We start from the raw sequence: 16,305 nt of genomic DNA on the forward strand, positions 1-16,305 counted from the left end.
GCGACTCCACGGACACGCCATTGACTCGGGCGCGCCGAGTCGGTATGCCTGAACAACGCCATGTCAGGTGAGGGCCCGGCAGTGGAGGCGATGGCAGATGCGCGTGCTCGTGCACGCCTACCCGTGGGACGTGATCGGCGATCCGCTTTTCACCGCCCGTGTGCAGGCGCTCGGCGTCGACGGCGTGAACCTCGCCGCCGCCTACCACGCGGTCAGGGCCGCGACCCCGTGGCACCCTGAACGGGCCTATCTCGACGCTCGGCACTCCGCGCTCTACCGCCCCGTCCGCCCCGAGGCGTGGGCCGGCAGGCGCCTCGTCCCGGCCGCGCCCGGGTGGATGGACGAGCCCGACTCCTTCGGCGCCGCCGCGGCGGCGCTCACCGCCGCCGGCGTCCCGGTGACGGCGTGGGTGGTGCTCACGCACAACTCCCTGCTCGGCGAGGCCAACCCCGACGTCACCGTGGTGAACTGCTACGGGCAGTCCTACCCGTGGGCGCTGTGCCCCTCGCGGGCGGAGGTCCGCGAGTACGCCGCCACCCTGGCCGCCGAGGCCGTGCGCGAGGCGCCGCCGGCCGGCGTGCTGCTGGAGGCCTGCGGGCAGCTGGGCGCCGACCACGGCGGCCGGCACGACAAGACCGACGGCGCCTACGACGCCCGGGCGCGGCGCATGCTGTCGGTCTGCTGCTGCGCGGCCTGCCGGACCGGCTGGGCCGGGCGCGGCGTCGACGCCGATCGTGTGGTGCGCGACCTGCGCGCGGCCGTGCGGTCGCGCGAGCACGATCTCGACCCCGCCACGCTCGCGACGCTGCTGGCCGTGCGGCACGAGGCGGCCGACGAGCTGCGCAACCGGGTCTGCGACACGCTGCCCGGGCTGCCGGTGGCGCTGCACGGCAGCCCCGACCCCTGGGCCACCGGCGCCAACCCCGGCTTCGGCGCGAACGCGGGCAAGGACGTCGACGCCGTCGTGGTGCCCTGCTGGCCCACCGGCCCGGAGTCCCCCGAGATCGTGAAGCTCGCCCGCCGGATGCTGCCCGCCGACGTCGCCGTCGGCTCTTACGTGACCGTGCTGCCGCCGGCCCGCCCGGATGACGTCGCCGCGCACGTGCGGCGGCTGGTCGAGGCGGGGGCGGGCGAGATCCACCTGTACCACGCGGGCCTGGCCGGGCCCGCCCGCCACGGCCTGCTCGCCGAGGCCGCCCGGGCCGCCACGTCCGTCTGACCCTCGCTCGCCGGGAGACGTCCTGAGTCGCCCGATCCGTCGCCTCTCTGAGAGGGTGATATATCAGGATACGAGGAGGACATGTGCAGCGTCTGACGCCTGAGCAGTTGAGAAGCCATCGCTGGTACGGCACCGACAGCCTCCGCTCCTTCAGCCACCGTGCCCGCACGCGCCAGCTCGGGCTGGCCGCCGAGGAGCACATGGGACGGCCCGTGGTCGGCATCCTCAACACCTGGAGCGAGCTCAACCCCTGCCACATCCACCTGCGCGAGCGCGCGCAGGACGTCAAGCGCGGGGTGTGGCAGGCCGGCGGCTACCCGGTGGAGCTGCCGGTCATGTCGCTCTCGGAGACCTTCCAGAAGCCGACGACCATGCTCTACCGCAACCTGCTGGCCATGGAGACCGAGGAGATGCTGCGCTCGTACCCGGTCGACGCGGCGGTGCTCATGGGCGGCTGCGACAAGACCACGCCCGCCCTGCTCATGGGCGCCATCAGCATGGACCTGCCGTCGGTCTTCGTGCCGTGCGGCCCGATGATCCCCGGCAGCTACCGCGGCGAGGTCCTCGGCAGCGGCAGCGACATGTGGCGCTACTGGGCCGACAGCAAGGCGGGCCTGGTCGGCGAGGAGCAGATGCGCGGCGTGGAGGAGGGCATCGCCCGCTCCCCCGGCCACTGCATGACGATGGGCACCGCCTCCACGATGACCTCGGTCGCCGAGGTGCTCGGCATGACCCTGCCGGGCGCCGCGTCCATCCCCGCCGTGGCCTCGGCGCACAACAGGATGGCGGCGGCCAGCGGCCGGCGCGCCGTCGAGCTGGCCTGGCAGGACGTCCGCCCGTCCACGGTGCTCACCGCCGGGGCGTACGCGGACGCGGTCACCGCCGTCCTCGCGCTCGGCGGCTCTTCCAACGCCGTCATCCACCTGGTGGCCATGGCGCGGCGCAGCGGGGTGGAGCTGACGCTCGACGACTTCGACCGCGCCTCCCGCACCGTCCCCGTGCTGGCCGACCTGCGGCCGAGCGGCGCCTACGTGATGGAGGACTTCTACCTCGCGGGCGGCCTCCCGGGGCTGCTCAACCGGATCGCCGACCTGCTGCACCTGGACCGGCCGACCGTCGCCGGGTGCACGATGGGCGAGGCGATCGGCGGCGCCGAGGTCCACGACGACCGGGTGATCCGCGAGCGGCAGGACCCGCTGTCGGCCGAGGGCGGCCTGGCGGTGCTGCGCGGCAACCTCGCCCCCGACGGGGCCGTCATCAAGCACGTGGCCGCCGACCCGCGGCTGCTCGCGCACACCGGCCCGGCGGTGGTCTTCGACGGCCACCGCGACCTGATGCGCCGCCTGAACGACGAGAGCCTGCCCGTGACCGCCGACTCCGTGCTGGTGCTGCGCGGCGCCGGGCCGCGCGGCGGGCCCGGGATGCCCGAGCACGGCATGCTGCCCATCCCCGACCGCCTGCTGAAGGAGGGGGTGCGCGACATGCTGCGCGTCTCCGACGCCCGCATGAGCGGCACGAGCTACGGCGCCTGCGTCCTGCACGTGGCCCCGGAGTCGCACGTCGGCGGGCCGCTCGCCCTGGTGCGCGACGGCGACCCGATCACGCTGGACGTCGCGGCCCGCCGGCTCACGCTGGACGTGCCCGAGGAGGAGCTGGCCCGGCGCCGCGCGGCCTGGACGCCGCCCGCGACCGTCTACCGCCGGGGGTACGGCTCGCTGTACGACGCCCACATCATGCAGGCCGACCAGGGCTGTGACTTCGACTTCCTCCAAGGCGCGGGGGGCGCACCCGAACCGGACACCGAGTGACGCTCCACTCGAAGCGCCTACCAGTCGCCTTTACCATGTAGATCATGACTTGCCGGTTTCGGGAGTAGCCGCACGAGATCACGATGGGATGCGAAACGATATGCCGGTGTACGACACCACCGAGGAGCCGGCCCTCCAGCCGGTGGCCCGCGCCACGACGCGAACCGATCTCGTCGCCGGCTCGATCCGGACGGCGATACTCTCCGGCCGCATCAAGCCGGGCGAGACGCTGGTGGAGCGGCGGCTCGCCGAGCAGCTCGGCGTCTCCAAGACGCCGGTGCGCGAGGCCCTGATCGGGCTCGCGGCCTCCGGGCTCGTGACGATCAGCCCGAACCGCGGCGTCACGGTCAGGGTGCTCGACACCGTCGACCTGCGCAAGGCCACCGAGGTGCGGCTGCTGCTCGAACCGTGGGCCGTGGCCGGCGCGGCCCGCCACGCCCGCCCCGGCGGCCTGCCGTCCGCGCGGCGGGCGCTGGCCGAGGCCGGCGAGCTGCTGTCCGGGCAGGACCCGGCGGCGCTGAGCCTGGCCAACCGCCGGTTCCACCGCGCCCTGTACTCCGGCTGCGGCAACGAGCTGGTCACCGCGCACCTGGACAACCTGCAGGACCTGACCGCCCTCGGCGCCGTCACGGTGCTGTGGCGGCGGTGGCCCACCTGGCGGGAGGAGTTCGAGGAGCACGAGAGAATCCTGCTCGCCGCCGAGGCCGGTGACGCCGCCCAGGCCGAGCGCCTCACCCGGGCGCACGTCAAGCGCTCCCTCACCCACCTCGCCCCCGCCCCCGCCTCCTGACGCCCCGGCCGTTCCGGTGTCTCGGCCTCGCCGCTAAGCGCGGGTCCAGGGGAACTCGCCGCGCACCGTCGCCTCCCGTCGCCGGTCGGGGGACGCGAAGGCCCCAGTGCCCGTCGGTGTCCGGGCCGCGAGGGATCCCCCGGGCCGCTCCTCACCGCGCCCGCGCGACGACGCGCGGCGCGCCCCCGCGCTCAGCGGGGTCTCCGGTCGGCGGGCAGGGAGGCGTGGTAGCGGCGCAAGGTGTCCTCGTCGGGGGGGTAGGTGCCGCGCAGCGGGGCGCCGGCCTCCACCTCCCGCTGGATGAACTCCTCCATCCGCTCCTGCTCCAGGGCCTTGCGTGCCACCTCGGCGGCCATCTGGCGCGGTACGCACACCACGCCCTCGGCGTCGGCCACGATCACGTCGCCGGGGTAGACCGGCACCTCCGCGCAGCCGATCGGCACCTGCAGGTCGACCGCGTGGTGCCGCGCCAGGTTGGTGGTGGCGCAGACCCCGGCCGCGAACGCCGGGAGCTCCAGCTGGGCGAAGAACGGCGAGTCGCGCACCGCCCCGTCGGTGACCAGGCCCGCCGCGCCGCGGCGCAGCATGCGGGTGGCCAGAATGCCCCCGATGCACGCCGCCCTGGTCTGGCCCCGGCAGTCCATCACCAGCACCTGGCCCGGCCCCACCGACTCGACCGCGCGCCGCTGCGGGTGGTCGTAGTCGGAGAACACGTCCAGCACGTCGAGATCCTCGCGGGCGGGGATGTGGCGCAGCGTGAAGGCCTCCCCCACCATCCGGGTGCTGGCGGGGTTGAGCGGCCGCAGCCCGGCGAGGAACGCGTTGCGCAGCCCCCGGGCGAAGAGCTGGGTGGTGACGGTGGCCGTCGACACCCGCCGCAGCGCCTCGATCACCTCGGGCGTGACGGCGTCGTCGTCACGCTCCGGGCCGGGCGCCCCTACCGGCCCCGGGCCGCCGGCGTCCCGCGGGCCGGTCACGCGGCACCTGCCATGACGCGCAGCGAGCCCAGCAGCGCGGCGACCTCGGCCCGTTCGGTCTCCGGCAGCGGGGAGATCGGTGGCCGCACGTCTCTTCGGCACAGGCCGAGCTGGGCCAGCGCCTCCTTCACCACCGACACGTTGTTGGCGTTGCCGTGCCGGGCGCGCAGGTCCTCGAACGGTTTGAGCCGCCGCCACAACCGCATCGCGCCGCCGGTGTCGCCCGCCCGGAGCCGGTGCAGCAGCGCGAGCGACAGCTCCGGGACGACCGCGGCCAGCCCGGAGGTGAAGCCGCGCGCGCCACCGGGCCAGTAGAACGGCGCCCAGCTCTCGGCCAGCCCGCAGACCCACACCAGCCCACCGGCCTCGCCGGCCATCTCGGCGAAGCGCAGCGGGTCGGGCACCGCGTACTTCACCCCCACCACGTTCGGGCACGCCTCCGCCAGCCGTCCCACCGCCCGGGCCGTGACGAGCGGCGAGCGGACGTAGCAGACCACGCCGAGACCGGGCACGGCGTCGGCCACGGCCCGGTGGTAGGCCACCCAGCCGTCCTGCGACTGGTACGGGTGGACGGGCTGGTGGACCATGACACCGTGCGCCCCGAGCGCCGCCGCCCGAACCGCCTGCCGCGCGGCCAGCGCGGCGTCGTGCCCGACCCCCGCGATCACCGCCGCCCCGTCCGCCGCGCTCACCGTGAGCGCCAGCACGCGGTCGCACTCCTGCGGGGACAGCGAGTAGAACTCCCCGGTGTTGCCGTTCGGGGTGACGGCCACCACCCCCGCCGCCACCATGCGCGACACCATGTCGGCACAGGCTCCCTCGTCGACGCGCCCCGCGGCGTCGTAGGGCGCCACCGGCACCGCCACGACCGATCCGAGCGCATGCCTGACCTTTTCGAGCATCGCCGTTCCCCCTGACTTGCCGCTGTCGAGGTCTGGTATATCAAGACATCGCCATGTCGCCTATGCCATATCCGGCGCCATGCTCCCCGCGGGACGCCTCGCCCCACCGTCACCGCGCCGCCACCGGCGCCCGCCGCCCGCGCGAGCGGAACCTCGACGGCATGCGAGGTCAGCGGGGTCCGTTCCCCGTGGAGCCCCGCGCCGGCGGCGGCGGGTGAAGCCGAGGCGACGAACTCGTCACACCGCGGCGCCGAGGAAAGCGCTCGCCGGACCGCGGGCGGCGCGGAGTCAAGACGAGTTCCCGCTTCGGCACCGTCCCCGGGCGCCCATTTCGTGCACCGTGACAAGCGTTTCCACGAGCGCGCGGACGGGCCGTGGGACGACCCTCCGAGGCCCGGTTCGAGGGTGTCGGAAATAAATAAAGATTCTGTTTGAACCGTCCCCCCGGGGGCCGCGTACCTCCGACCGTACGCACATGCAGATGACATAGGAGGCCTGATGCGGCCACGCATCGTCACGTTCTGCGCTGCGGCACTCGTCCTGGGCATAACCACCGGCACGATCCCCGCGCACGCCACGTCAGAGTCCACGCCGACCAAGGAGTCCGCCAAGTCCACCACCACGAAGACGGCCACGCGATTCGCCGGGGTTCCCCTCATCTCGGACGTGGCCGGCAAGGCGGACGTCACCGACCCCAAGCTGGTCAACCCGTGGGGTCTGGCCATGGGTAAGACGCTGTGGGTCTCCAACGCCGGCACCGGCTCCGCCACCGTCTACTCGGGTGGCGCGGGGCTCATCACCAAGGAGAAGACCGAGGTCACCATCCCCGGTGGCACGCCCACCGGGCAGGTCTTCAACGGTGGCGAGGGATTCGAGATCCACAGCAAGGGCGCGAGCGGTCCGGCCCAGTTCATCTTCGCTAGCCCCAGCGGCGCCATCAGCGGCTGGAACGCGGAGGTGGACCCCAAGAACGCCATCATCTCGGCCTTCACCAGGTACGCCGACTACAAGGGTCTGGCCATGATGCCGACCAACCGCGGCAACTTCCTGCTCGCGGCCGACTTCGCCCACAACCGGATCGACGTCTTCGACGAGGACTTCCGCCGGGTGCGGATGTCGCGTTCGGCCTTCCGCGACCGCGCCCTGCCGTCCAGCTACTCGGCCTTCAACGTCGAGATCGTCGGCAGCGCCGTCTACATCGCTTACGCCAAGCGGGACGCCCGGACCGGCAAGTCGATCGCGGGCAAGGGCCTCGGCTTCATCAGCCGGTTCTCCGCGACCGGCCGCTTCCTCGGACGCGTCGCCGCCCGTGGCGCGCTCAACGCCCCGTGGGCCATGATCGAGGCCCCAGCGGGCTTCGGCCAGTACGCGGGAGCACTGCTCGTCGGCAACTTCGGCAACGGCTGGATCAACGCCTGGGACCGCAGGACCGGCCGCTTCCTCGGCCCGCTGCGCGGCACCAACGGCAAGCCCCTCGCCTGGGAAGGCCTGTGGGACCTGGAGCGCGGCACGGCGGCCAGCGGCGGCGAGAACGCCATCTGGTTCTCGGCCGGAGTCCAGAAGGCCCAGCACGGCCTGGTCGGCCTGATCATGCCCTCCAACGCGGCGAACACCACGCCGAGGCCTTCCTCCTCACCGACGGCCCCCCAGCCGAAGCCCTCCTCCGACAGCAACAACAACAGCAACAACGACTCGGGCTACTGATCACTGGAGGTGACACACCCGGGAGCCGCGCTTCAGCCGCGGGCTGGCGGCTCCACCACATCGGGAATTCTCTGTAATCAGAATTAACAATGCTTTCGACCCGCCCGAATGAGCGGAAGTCGGCTGCGAGGGTGGCGCGCCCTCGCAGCCGGCTTTCGGTCGTTCGGGCGATGTTTCCCAAACACCTGACTTGACAGCGGAAACACGCCCGAGTAAAGCCCGGAGCCACCCTCAGCGGACGGCGGCGAACGCGACGCTCACGATGCACGCGATCATGGTGGACAGGATGACCACGATCATGACCGTGGAGAGCGGGCTGCGGCGCCGGGGCGGCGGCATGCCCGCCGAGAGCACTCGCGGGGCGGCGGACGGCGTCACCGCCGGGGCCGTCGGCGTGGGAGAGGGCCCGCGCCGCGCCGGAGGCGACGCCGACGGATCGGGCCGGGCCCGCACGATCGCCGGCACCGGAACCGCGACGCGCGGCGGCCTCGGCGGCCGGGCCCGCGGGGGCGCGGGCGCGGCTCGCGGCGGGGAGGCCGCCGGTGGCGGGGCCGGCGGAGCCGGGGGCGCGGGCTGAGGCGGCGCCGGGCTCGGGACGGCCGGCGGCGCGGGCCGCGACGGCGGGGCCGCGGCGCGCGGGCAGACGGGCGGGGCGTTCAGCACTTCGAGGCGGAGCCGGAGGCTCACCACGACGTCGAGGTCGACGCAGACGACGATGCCCGTGCCCGCGACGAGCCGCTGGCGCCCGGCCTCCCCCGGCCGCCCCGGTGCGCCCGCCTCCTGGCCGCCGACCACCACCCTCGCGGCGCCCGGCGCAGCGCCGCCGCCCGGCGGGCCGGTGACCGGCGCCCCGCCGGCACCGGGCGCGCCGCCGGTGACCGGCGCCGCGCCCCGGGCTTCGCCGGCACCCGGATCAGGCGAGGCGACGTGCGGCGGGCCGGACGAGGCGGCGGACGGGAGGGGGGCGGCGGCGGTGAGTGCGGCGATGGACATGGCCAGGAGCGCCGCGGTGCGCGAGGGGGCCATGGTCATCCGATCGAGGGGATCTGCTGGAACTCCAGCAGCGCGGCCGTGAACGCGTCGGGCCCGACGGAAAGGCCGCTGGCGAACACGTGGGAGATCTGCCAGGTGAGGTAGACGCCCATGCCGAGCAGGCCGGCCATCAGCGACAACGGAACCAGTGTCCAGCCCCGGGGCCTGGCCCCGGCCAGGAACGGGAAGAGGATGACGAACAGGCCGGTCACGATCGTGAGCGGCAGCACGCCGGGCGGCGGGGCGGCGCGGGCGTCGGCGGCGCGCTGTCGGCGCGAGGACGACATGTCCTGCACCTGGTCGAGCACGTCGGCCTGGGCGTTCCTCGCGTCGTCGGTGGAGGTGACCACACTGGTGACCTGCGTGCGCAGCGCGTTCAGCCGCGCCTCGCCCTCGGGGCTGAGCCGGCCCTCGGCCATGAGCGGCCACTCCTTGTCGACCACGAACCGGACGTAGTCGTGCACCCGCCCCTGCACCTGCGCGTTGGCGGGGGCGGGGAGGCCGGCGGCCGCCCAGTAGGTCTCCACGGCCGCGTGGCTCTCGGTGTAGGTGTTCAGGCGGGCGGCGTCGGCGGTCGTCCACGGGACGACGATCGCGATGGCGAAGACGAGCAGGAACAGGGCCGAGAGCATCGACCCGGCGTGCCCGGCGGTCGGCCCGTCGGGGACCGGGTCGGAACTGCCGCGGCCGTATCTGCGGAACAGGAACGCGGCCGCCCCGACGACGCCGAGCGCCGCGGCCACGGCGAGAACGCCTACCAGCATGACCATCTCCATAACCTCGTATGGCGTGAACGCCCGACCCCTTGCCGAACGCATGCCGTGACATGGCTATCACATTAGGTGACCATCCAGGGCGGACAATCGCGGAGATGTGGATGGCAGAGGTGAGATGTCCGCCATCGGACAGCCGGCACGAGGGCCCGGCGCGTCAGGCGCGGCCGCCCCGGGCGGGGTAGCGGCCCAGAATGCTGTGCGCCTCCTTGCGCCGGCCCAGGGCGAGCAGGGTGGAGGCGAGGTTGCCGGCCGAGGTGAGGGTGTCGGGATGGCGTTCGCCCAGCACGCTGCCGCGCCGTTCGAGGACGTCGCGGTAGAGGTTGGCGGCCTCCCTGCGCTTGCCCTGCGCGAACAGGGTCGTGGCCAGGTTGTTCTTGGAGGTCAGCGTGTCGGGGTCGTCGTCACCGAGCACCTGCCGCCGCCGCCCGTACACGTCGCGGTAGAGGTTGGCGGCCTCCCTGCGCCTGCCGAGCGCGTACATGAGCGTGGCCAGGTTGTTCTGCGAGGTCAGCGTGGCCGGGTCGTCGTAGCCCAGCACGCGGCAGCGCCGGGCGTAGACGTCCTCGACGACGGTCAGGGCCTCGCCGCGCCGGCCGAGGGCGTACAGGCCGACGGCGAACTCGTCGCCCGCCGCCAGCGTGTCGGGGTGGTCGTCGCCCAGCTTCCTGCGGCGCCGCTCGTACACGACGCTGTTGACGGTGTGCGACTCGCGCCAGTGGCCCAGCTCGCCGCGGCCGACGGCGCGCTTGCCGAGGACGGCGCCGGGCTCCAGGTTGTGCGCGCCGAGGTAGGGCTGCGAGCGTTCGAGCAGGCCGCACAGGGACTCGCGGCGGCTCGGCCCGTCCGACGGCGGGTGCAGCCTGAGGAACGACTGGTAGACCGCGCGGACGCGCCGCCCGTAGTCGCCGGTGACCTGCCCGAGGGCGGTGAGCAGCGCTTCCGGGCGCGCGTTGGCCAGGTAGTCGACGTCGGTGACGAGCCTGTCGACCCGGCCGGCCGCGGCCGCGTGCGCGGCGAGGTACCGCAGCGTGTACGGGTGGGCCGTCTCCCACAGGCGCACGCCGTCGTGCAGCTCGCCGACCTGGCCCAGCAGGAAGGAGGTGAAGACGCCGTGCACGGACGCGGCGTCCGACTCCTCCTGGAAGCTCCCGCGCAGGGCCGCGTGGTAGAGGCGGTGGACGGGCCGGCCGTCCTCGACGGCGTCCACGACGTACGAGCCGGCGACGCCGCGCAACCACTCGACGTCGGCCCGGGTGTACCTCTCGCCCGCCAGGCGGGAGGCCAGCGGCGCCCAGAACTCGCCCGGCAGCCCCTCCCCCGCCGTGTACGCCAGCGGGCGCAGCAGGTCCTCCACCCGGGCGGCGTGCTCGCCGAGGCGGCTGGCGAGGTCGAACCGCAGCGCCTCGCCGGGGATGCTCGGCAGGCTCTCGCGCCAGCCCTGGTCGGCGGGGTCGGGGACGGCGTCGCCCGCGGCGAGCGTGGTGGCGACGATGCGGGCCACCAGGAACGACGGCGCGGCGGCCGCGGCGACGGCGGCCGCGACCGCGGCCACCGCGGGGTCGGGCGCCTCGCGGAACGGGCTGCCGGGGCGCGCGTGGCGGAGCAGGCGGCCGGTGTAGCCGGCGAGGGCCTCCTGGTCGGCGTACCGGGGGTCGTCCAGGTCGATCACCAGGGCGGGGGCCTGGTCGAGCCGGCTCACCAGGTGCCGGCGGGTGCCCACCAGCAGGCGCAGGCGGCCCTCGCCCCACCAGACCAGCGGCAGCAGCACCTGGTCGATCAGGGTGTGCGGCGTGAGGGCCTCGTCGATGCCGTCGACGACGGCGGTGAAGGGGCCCGCGCGATCGTCCAGGGCGGTGACGAGGTCCTCGACGGTGTCGGCGTCCACGCCGGCGGTGGCCGCGAGCTGCCCGAGGACCTGCTGGTCGGTCAGGCCGCGGACGTGCAGGGCCGCGTCGACGGCTCCGTCGTCGGGGACGGCGGTCGCGGGCAGGCCGTCGAGCGGGACCTCCGGGCGGAACCGGGGGTCGGCGAGCAGGGCGACCATGCCGAGCACCGCGCTCTTGCCCGACCCGGGCCCGGCCGTGACCGCGAGCATGGGCGCGGCGCGGCTCGGGCGGTCGGAGCCGCGCAGCCAGCGCACGATCTCGGACAGGGCCTCGCGCCGGCCGGAGAAGTGCCATCGGGCGTCCTCCTCCTCGCCGCCGCGCGCGAGCGGGAGGAAGTGCCGCCGCAGGTGGGTCTCGCCGTGGTCGGCGCGCGGGGCCCCGGGGCCGGCCGCGCCGTCGCGGGCGCCGCCCTGGCCGTCCACGCCGCCGTGGAACGCGGGGTGCCGCGCCGGGACGGCGTCCCCGAAGGTCTCGGCGCCCGGCTCGCCCCCGGGCGCGGGGGCGCCGGGCCGCGGGGGCGCGGGCGCGGCCGGAGCGGGGGCGGCGGGCGGAGCAGGGGCGGGCGGCGCGGGCAGGCCTAGGCGGGACAGGACGTGCCGGTGCAGCCTCGCCCAGGGGATGCCGTCGGCGTCGCGTTCGGCGAGCCCGGAGGGGTCGGCGATCAGGCCCGACACCCGGGCGACCGGCGTGTAGGAGTGGCGTTCGACGAAGCCGGTGACCTCGGCGAGCACCCGTTCGGCCTCGTGGGTGCGCAGGGTCTCGAACAGGGCGGCGCGCACGCCGGGGACGAACTCGTGCGGCACGTCCTCCAGCCGGGTCGGCCCGGTCACCGGGAGCGGCTGGATGAGCCCGCTGAACAGCACCTCGGCCAGGACGGTCGGCGGGCTGCCCGGGAGCATGGCCTCCTGGACGATGCGCATGATGGTGACGTTCAGCGGGACGACCGACAGCAGGGTGGCCAGCTTGAACGCCTCGGGTGTGGCCGCCGCGTGGAAGGCCTGGAGCGGGACGGCCGGGTCGGCCGAGCCGTTCGCGTGGCCGGGCCCGTGCGGCGCGGCGCGGGCCCGCGCCCCGGCGGGGCCGGCGGCGGCGCCCGCGGACTCCGGCGGGACGGCGGGGCCCGGCGAACCGGGCGGCTCGGCGGGGACGTCCCGGGACGCCGCGACGGCGCGGACGGGGGGCGGGAAGACGGCCACGGCGGTCTCGATGCCGCGGTCGCCGGTCGCGGCGACCAGCTCGGCCCAGGGGCGCACCCAGTCGGGCGCGATCTCCAGCAGCGGGACGACCACGCTTCCCGGGGCCAGGGTGCGCGTGCGCCTGCGGTGCCCGGTGAAGGCCAGGTCGGCGTTGGCGGCCGAAGGCCCGGTGCGGCGCAGGCGCCCGGCGACGACGGGCAGCGCGGTGCGGTGCCACAGGTGCTCGGGCAGCACCTGCAGCACCGCGACGGGCCCGGCCGAGGCCCACTGCCGAACGGCCTCGCGCACCCCGGGGTGCCGCCAGGCCGGGGCGACGCCGTCGGTGAGCAGCAGCACGAGGCGGCGGCCGGTGCGGTCGCGTACCTCAGACAGGTCGCGCGACCGGCTGGCGGGGTCGGTGACGTGCGCGGTCAGCCCGGGTGCGCCGCCGGGTTCGGCGTGCAGGTAGCGCACGCGCACGTCGCGGAAGGCGCCCAGGTGCTCCAGGAGCCGGCGCACCTCCTGCGCGAGCGGCTCCCACAGCATGAGGCTGGTCGGGTGGCCGTCCACGACGAGCACGACGTCCAGCCAGCGCCCGGTCGTGGGGCGCAGCACCGGCACCCGGGACAGGAAACGGTGCTCGGCGACGTGCTGGGCGGTGGCCTCCTCGTCCAGCTCCCAGGAGTGCGCGACCGGGACGCGCTTCTTGAACGGGCGCAGGGCGCGCAGCAGGTCGAGCCGGGCGGGAAGGCGTGGCTCCCCGCCGAGGCGCACGTGCCTGGCCGGGGCGCGGCCCGCGCCGCCGGGCGGCGTGGGCGGCGGCGGGGCGAACACGGGGATCTCGGGCTCGTTCGGCGGTTCGACGAGCACGGGCACGACCTCCGCCGGGGCCGGGGGACGTTCGCGTGTGTCGTCGCCGGTGTCGCGGCCGGCCTCTTCGTCGTCGCCTCCCTCGGCGGTCTCGGGCGCCGTGGCGCGGACGGGGAGGCGGGTGGCCAGCCAGAGCACCTCGGCGACCTCCCTGGGCGTGGGATCGCCGACCCCGCCCACCTCCCCGAACAGCGCGCGGAAGCGCTCCAGCGACATCAGCGCACGTGGTTCAGGTGCTGGAAGACGAGCTCGGCCAGGCGGTCGTAGTTCATGCCCGCCGCGCCGTTGGCGTGCCGCGCGAGGTAGACGGCGTGCAGGAGCTGGTCGGTCGCGAGCTCTCCGACGCTGCGCCGGTCGAGGAACATGGAGATGAGCCGGTCGGCGTGCGCGCCGTCGGAGCCGAGGTGGGCCCGCACGATGGCGCTCAGCCGGGCACGGTCGGGCGTGGGCAGGTGCAGGCGCACGCACCGCCGCAGGAAGGCGGGCGGGAAGTCGCGCTCGCCGTTGCTGGTCAGCACGGCGAACGGGAAGGCGCGGCAGCGCACCTGGCCCGCCGTGACGGTGACCCGGTGGCCGTCGTCGGCCGGGGTCACCGGCACCGGGCCGGAGTCGGCGACCCGGGCCAGCTCGGGGATCTCGTACGCGCCCTCCTCGAAGACGTCCAGGAGGTCGTTGGGCAGGTCGATGTCGCTCTTGTCGATCTCGTCGACCAGCAGCACCCGGGGCACCTCGTACGGGGCCAGGGCGGTGCCCAGCGGGCCCAGGCGCAGATAGCGCCCGATGCCGGCGCCGGCGGGCGTGTCGTCCAGGGCGGTCCGGGTGAGGTTGGCCTCCTCCAGGCGGCCGATGGCGTCGTAGCGGTACAGGCCGTCCTTGAGGGTGCTGCGGCTGGTGATGGGCCAGCGCAGGACCGACCCCAGGCGCAGCTCGCGGGCCACGGCGTAGGCGATGCTCGACTTGCCCACGCCGGGGTCGCCGGTGACCAGCAGGGGCCGCCGCAGGTAGAGCGCGGCGTTGACCATCTCGACGGTGTGCGGGTCGGGCTGGTAGGCCGAGGCCCGCTGCGGCCACCTGGCCGACATGCCCGAGACCTTCTCACGGTCGAACGGGGTGGCGGGGTCGTCGTAGAAGGTGCGCCAGGGAGGCGGGTCGGGGAGCCGCGCGATGCCGTCGTGGGGCTCGCCGTCGCCGGTGTAGACCAGCCAGTCATCCATCGGCCTGATACCTCTCCTGCGCGTACCTCATCGGGGGGTCGGAGATCCGCCGCTCGGGGTCGTCCCAGAGCAGGACCAGGCCCTGAGCGTAGTGCGCGGGGGCCCGGGCCGACACCGCCTCGCCGCGCAGGATCCGCACGCGTTCGGGCCACGGCGTGGACGCCTCGCGCGCCGCGGGCCCGGTGAGTTCGGCGTGGAAGTCGTGCGCGGCGCAGACGTCCCGCCCGGTGTCCGCCCGCGCCCCGGCGACGGGCCGGGCGCGGGGTTCGAGGGCGTCAGGCGCCCCCGTGCCGGACGCGCACCGGGGGTGGTCGCCCCGTGGGCAGTCGAGGGTGTCGGTGCGCCGCCAGATGATCACCGGGATGCCGGCCGCGAGGGCGACCTCCAGGGCCGCGCCGGAGGAGGTGTGCCGCGGGGATCCGGCGAGCACCAGGGCCGCGAGGGTGGGGTCGGACTCGATCCAGCCCTCCAGCACCTCGTGGTCCAGGCGGTCGCCGTTGCAGACGAGCGCGGGCGCGCCGGCCGAGTCGCGCAGGAAGTGGTTCCACCGCCGCTTCCAGTCGGGGTGCAGCTCCTCGTCCTCCAGGCGCTCCAGGTCGCGCAGGACGACGGGGTGTTTGCGCCCGAGGCTGGACCACGCGCGGCGCGGCCACAGCTTCCAGGAGTCGAAGTCCTCCTCCATGAGGTCGCGCGGGACGATCAGCTCGACCATGGTGGTCTCGCCGGAGCGGCCCAGGATCGCGAGCTGCTCGGGTAATCGCTCCCTGACCAGGGCGAGCGCCTCCGGCAGCGGCCCGGCCGGCGACTCCGGGCCCGCGGGAGTGATGGCCGCCGGCCCCTCGTACCGCCACATGCCGACGTGGTAGCGGGTGTGGTCGCGCCGCGACGGCCGCAGCCGGACCATCACCGAGGACGGCGGGCCGGGCCGCCGCGGGGTCAGCGGCGTGTGCAGGCGGTCGCCGAGGCCGAGCATGCCGGCGATGAGGTGCACCCGTTCGGACAGGCGCGCGCCCGCCGCGCCGTGCGTGGCGCCCGCGAGCGTGGCCGCGTAGCGCAGCCCCCGGGGGACGTCGTCGACGGTGCGGGCCATGGCCTCCAGTTCGCTGACCACGTCGCGATGTTCGTGCATGGGCGTCTCGGGCAGCGGCACAAGCGGGCCGGCGACGGCCGCGAACGCCGCCTTCGGGTTGCCCGCGCCCGGCAGCCCGGACATGAGCGCGAACATCGCGCGCTCCTCCGACCTGGGGATGGCTCCCCGGCGCGCCGGGGAGGCGGCGGCCAGCTCGTCGGCGGCCGACGCCCAGCCGTGGTCGCGTCCGTGGAAGGCGTCGTGGGCCCGGATGAGACGGCTGTAGGCCGCGGGGGCCAAGCGGCGCAGGGCTCCGACGGGCACGGCCAGCCCGCCCATGTCGGTGTCCTCCATGCGGGTGGCCTTGACCATCGCGCACACGCCGCCGGATCGGGTGTTGAGCACGGGGCCGCCGGACATGCCCGGGGGCACCTCGTCCCTCTTCAGGCGGAGCATCAGGCCGCCGTCCAGATCCTGGTCGCTGCTGTAGGCGAAGTCGGCGGTCAGCCGCTCGGGGACGGCGCGGTACTTGTCGGAGTAGCCGGCGGCCTTGAGCAGCGTGCCGCCGTCGGGGATGCGGTCGTCCAGCCAGACGCACGGATGGGCGTCGGGCGGGCGTGCCAGCGTGATGATCGCCAGGTCGGGGTAGGGCCAGATCTCCCCGCCCTCGGGTGCCGGGGAGGCGTCGGCGATCGTGCCCTCGAACTCGCCGCCCTCCCAGAAGACCTTCACCGGGTCGCCGGGCCGGCCGGCGACGTGGGCGCAGGACACGACGTGCCCGGGTGCTGCGAAGAACCCGCTGCCGAACGTGGAGCCGCGCACCTGCACCAGGCAGCTCTTCATCAGCCGGCCTAAGTGGTCCGCCGTTGTCATCATGTGGTCG

At 75.0% G+C, this 16,305-nt stretch carries 11 protein-coding genes; 4 read left to right on the top strand and 7 right to left on the bottom strand.

Translation table 11 applies throughout. From position 1 onward, the window contains the following. Nucleotides 1-97: 97 nt before the first annotated feature. From PYR91_RS01255 to PYR91_RS01265, 3 genes are all read left to right on the top strand, one after another. Nucleotides 98-1,219, top strand: coding sequence for a hypothetical protein (locus tag PYR91_RS01255; protein WP_279776989.1), 1,122 nt, complete (start codon nt 98-100; stop codon nt 1,217-1,219). A gap of 83 nt (nt 1,220-1,302) precedes the next feature. Further along, the gene (gene araD / locus PYR91_RS01260; RefSeq protein ID WP_279776990.1) at nt 1,303-3,027 is read left to right on the top strand and encodes an L-arabinonate dehydratase; all 1,725 of its coding nucleotides are present in this window, start codon (nt 1,303-1,305) and stop codon (nt 3,025-3,027) included. A gap of 106 nt (nt 3,028-3,133) precedes the next feature. After that, nucleotides 3,134-3,817 carry a GntR family transcriptional regulator gene (locus PYR91_RS01265; RefSeq protein ID WP_279776991.1) on the top strand — a complete coding sequence of 228 codons (684 nt, stop codon included), beginning with the start codon at nt 3,134-3,136 and terminating at the stop codon, nt 3,815-3,817. A gap of 191 nt (nt 3,818-4,008) precedes the next feature. Here the strand turns inward: PYR91_RS01265 and PYR91_RS01270 are convergent, their stop codons facing one another. Both PYR91_RS01270 and PYR91_RS01275 read right to left on the bottom strand, forming a co-directional pair. After that, complete coding sequence (locus PYR91_RS01270) at nt 4,009-4,794, bottom strand: ribonuclease activity regulator RraA (protein WP_279776992.1); 786 nt, start codon at nt 4,792-4,794, stop codon at nt 4,009-4,011. Then, nucleotides 4,791-5,696: a dihydrodipicolinate synthase family protein gene (locus tag PYR91_RS01275; protein WP_279776993.1), complete on the bottom strand. Its 906-nt coding sequence runs from the start codon at nt 5,694-5,696 to the stop codon at nt 4,791-4,793. Before PYR91_RS01275 ends, PYR91_RS01270 begins: the two co-directional genes overlap by 4 nt. A 498-nt stretch (nt 5,697-6,194) precedes the next feature. Between PYR91_RS01275 and PYR91_RS01280 the strand changes: the two genes are divergently transcribed. Next, nucleotides 6,195-7,400 (top strand): TIGR03118 family protein, encoded by a 1,206-nt coding sequence (locus PYR91_RS01280; RefSeq protein ID WP_279776994.1) that lies wholly within the window; start codon nt 6,195-6,197, stop codon nt 7,398-7,400. A 231-nt stretch (nt 7,401-7,631) separates the two neighbouring features. Here the strand turns inward: PYR91_RS01280 and PYR91_RS01285 are convergent, their stop codons facing one another. From PYR91_RS01285 to PYR91_RS01305, 5 genes are all read right to left on the bottom strand, one after another. Then, nucleotides 7,632-8,432 carry a hypothetical protein gene (locus PYR91_RS01285; protein ID WP_279776995.1) on the bottom strand — a complete coding sequence of 267 codons (801 nt, stop codon included), beginning with the start codon at nt 8,430-8,432 and terminating at the stop codon, nt 7,632-7,634. After that, nucleotides 8,429-9,196 (bottom strand): DUF4239 domain-containing protein, encoded by a 768-nt coding sequence (locus PYR91_RS01290; RefSeq protein ID WP_279776996.1) that lies wholly within the window; start codon nt 9,194-9,196, stop codon nt 8,429-8,431. The genes PYR91_RS01285 and PYR91_RS01290 overlap by 4 nt, the downstream gene beginning before the upstream one ends. A gap of 166 nt (nt 9,197-9,362) precedes the next feature. Then, nucleotides 9,363-13,355 (bottom strand): tetratricopeptide repeat protein, encoded by a 3,993-nt coding sequence (locus PYR91_RS01295; RefSeq protein ID WP_279776997.1) that lies wholly within the window; start codon nt 13,353-13,355, stop codon nt 9,363-9,365. Continuing rightward, nucleotides 13,355-14,353: a MoxR family ATPase gene (locus PYR91_RS01300; RefSeq protein ID WP_279776998.1), complete on the bottom strand. Its 999-nt coding sequence runs from the start codon at nt 14,351-14,353 to the stop codon at nt 13,355-13,357. Before PYR91_RS01300 ends, PYR91_RS01295 begins: the two co-directional genes overlap by 1 nt. Next, nucleotides 14,346-16,298 (bottom strand): trypsin-like peptidase domain-containing protein, encoded by a 1,953-nt coding sequence (locus PYR91_RS01305; protein WP_279776999.1) that lies wholly within the window; start codon nt 16,296-16,298, stop codon nt 14,346-14,348. The genes PYR91_RS01300 and PYR91_RS01305 overlap by 8 nt, the downstream gene beginning before the upstream one ends. Nucleotides 16,299-16,305 lie beyond the last annotated feature (7 nt).

The sequence above is a fragment of the Sphaerisporangium sp. TRM90804 genome (assembly GCF_029846175.1).
In the GTDB taxonomy this organism is placed as follows: Bacteria; Actinomycetota; Actinomycetes; order Streptosporangiales; family Streptosporangiaceae; genus Sphaerisporangium.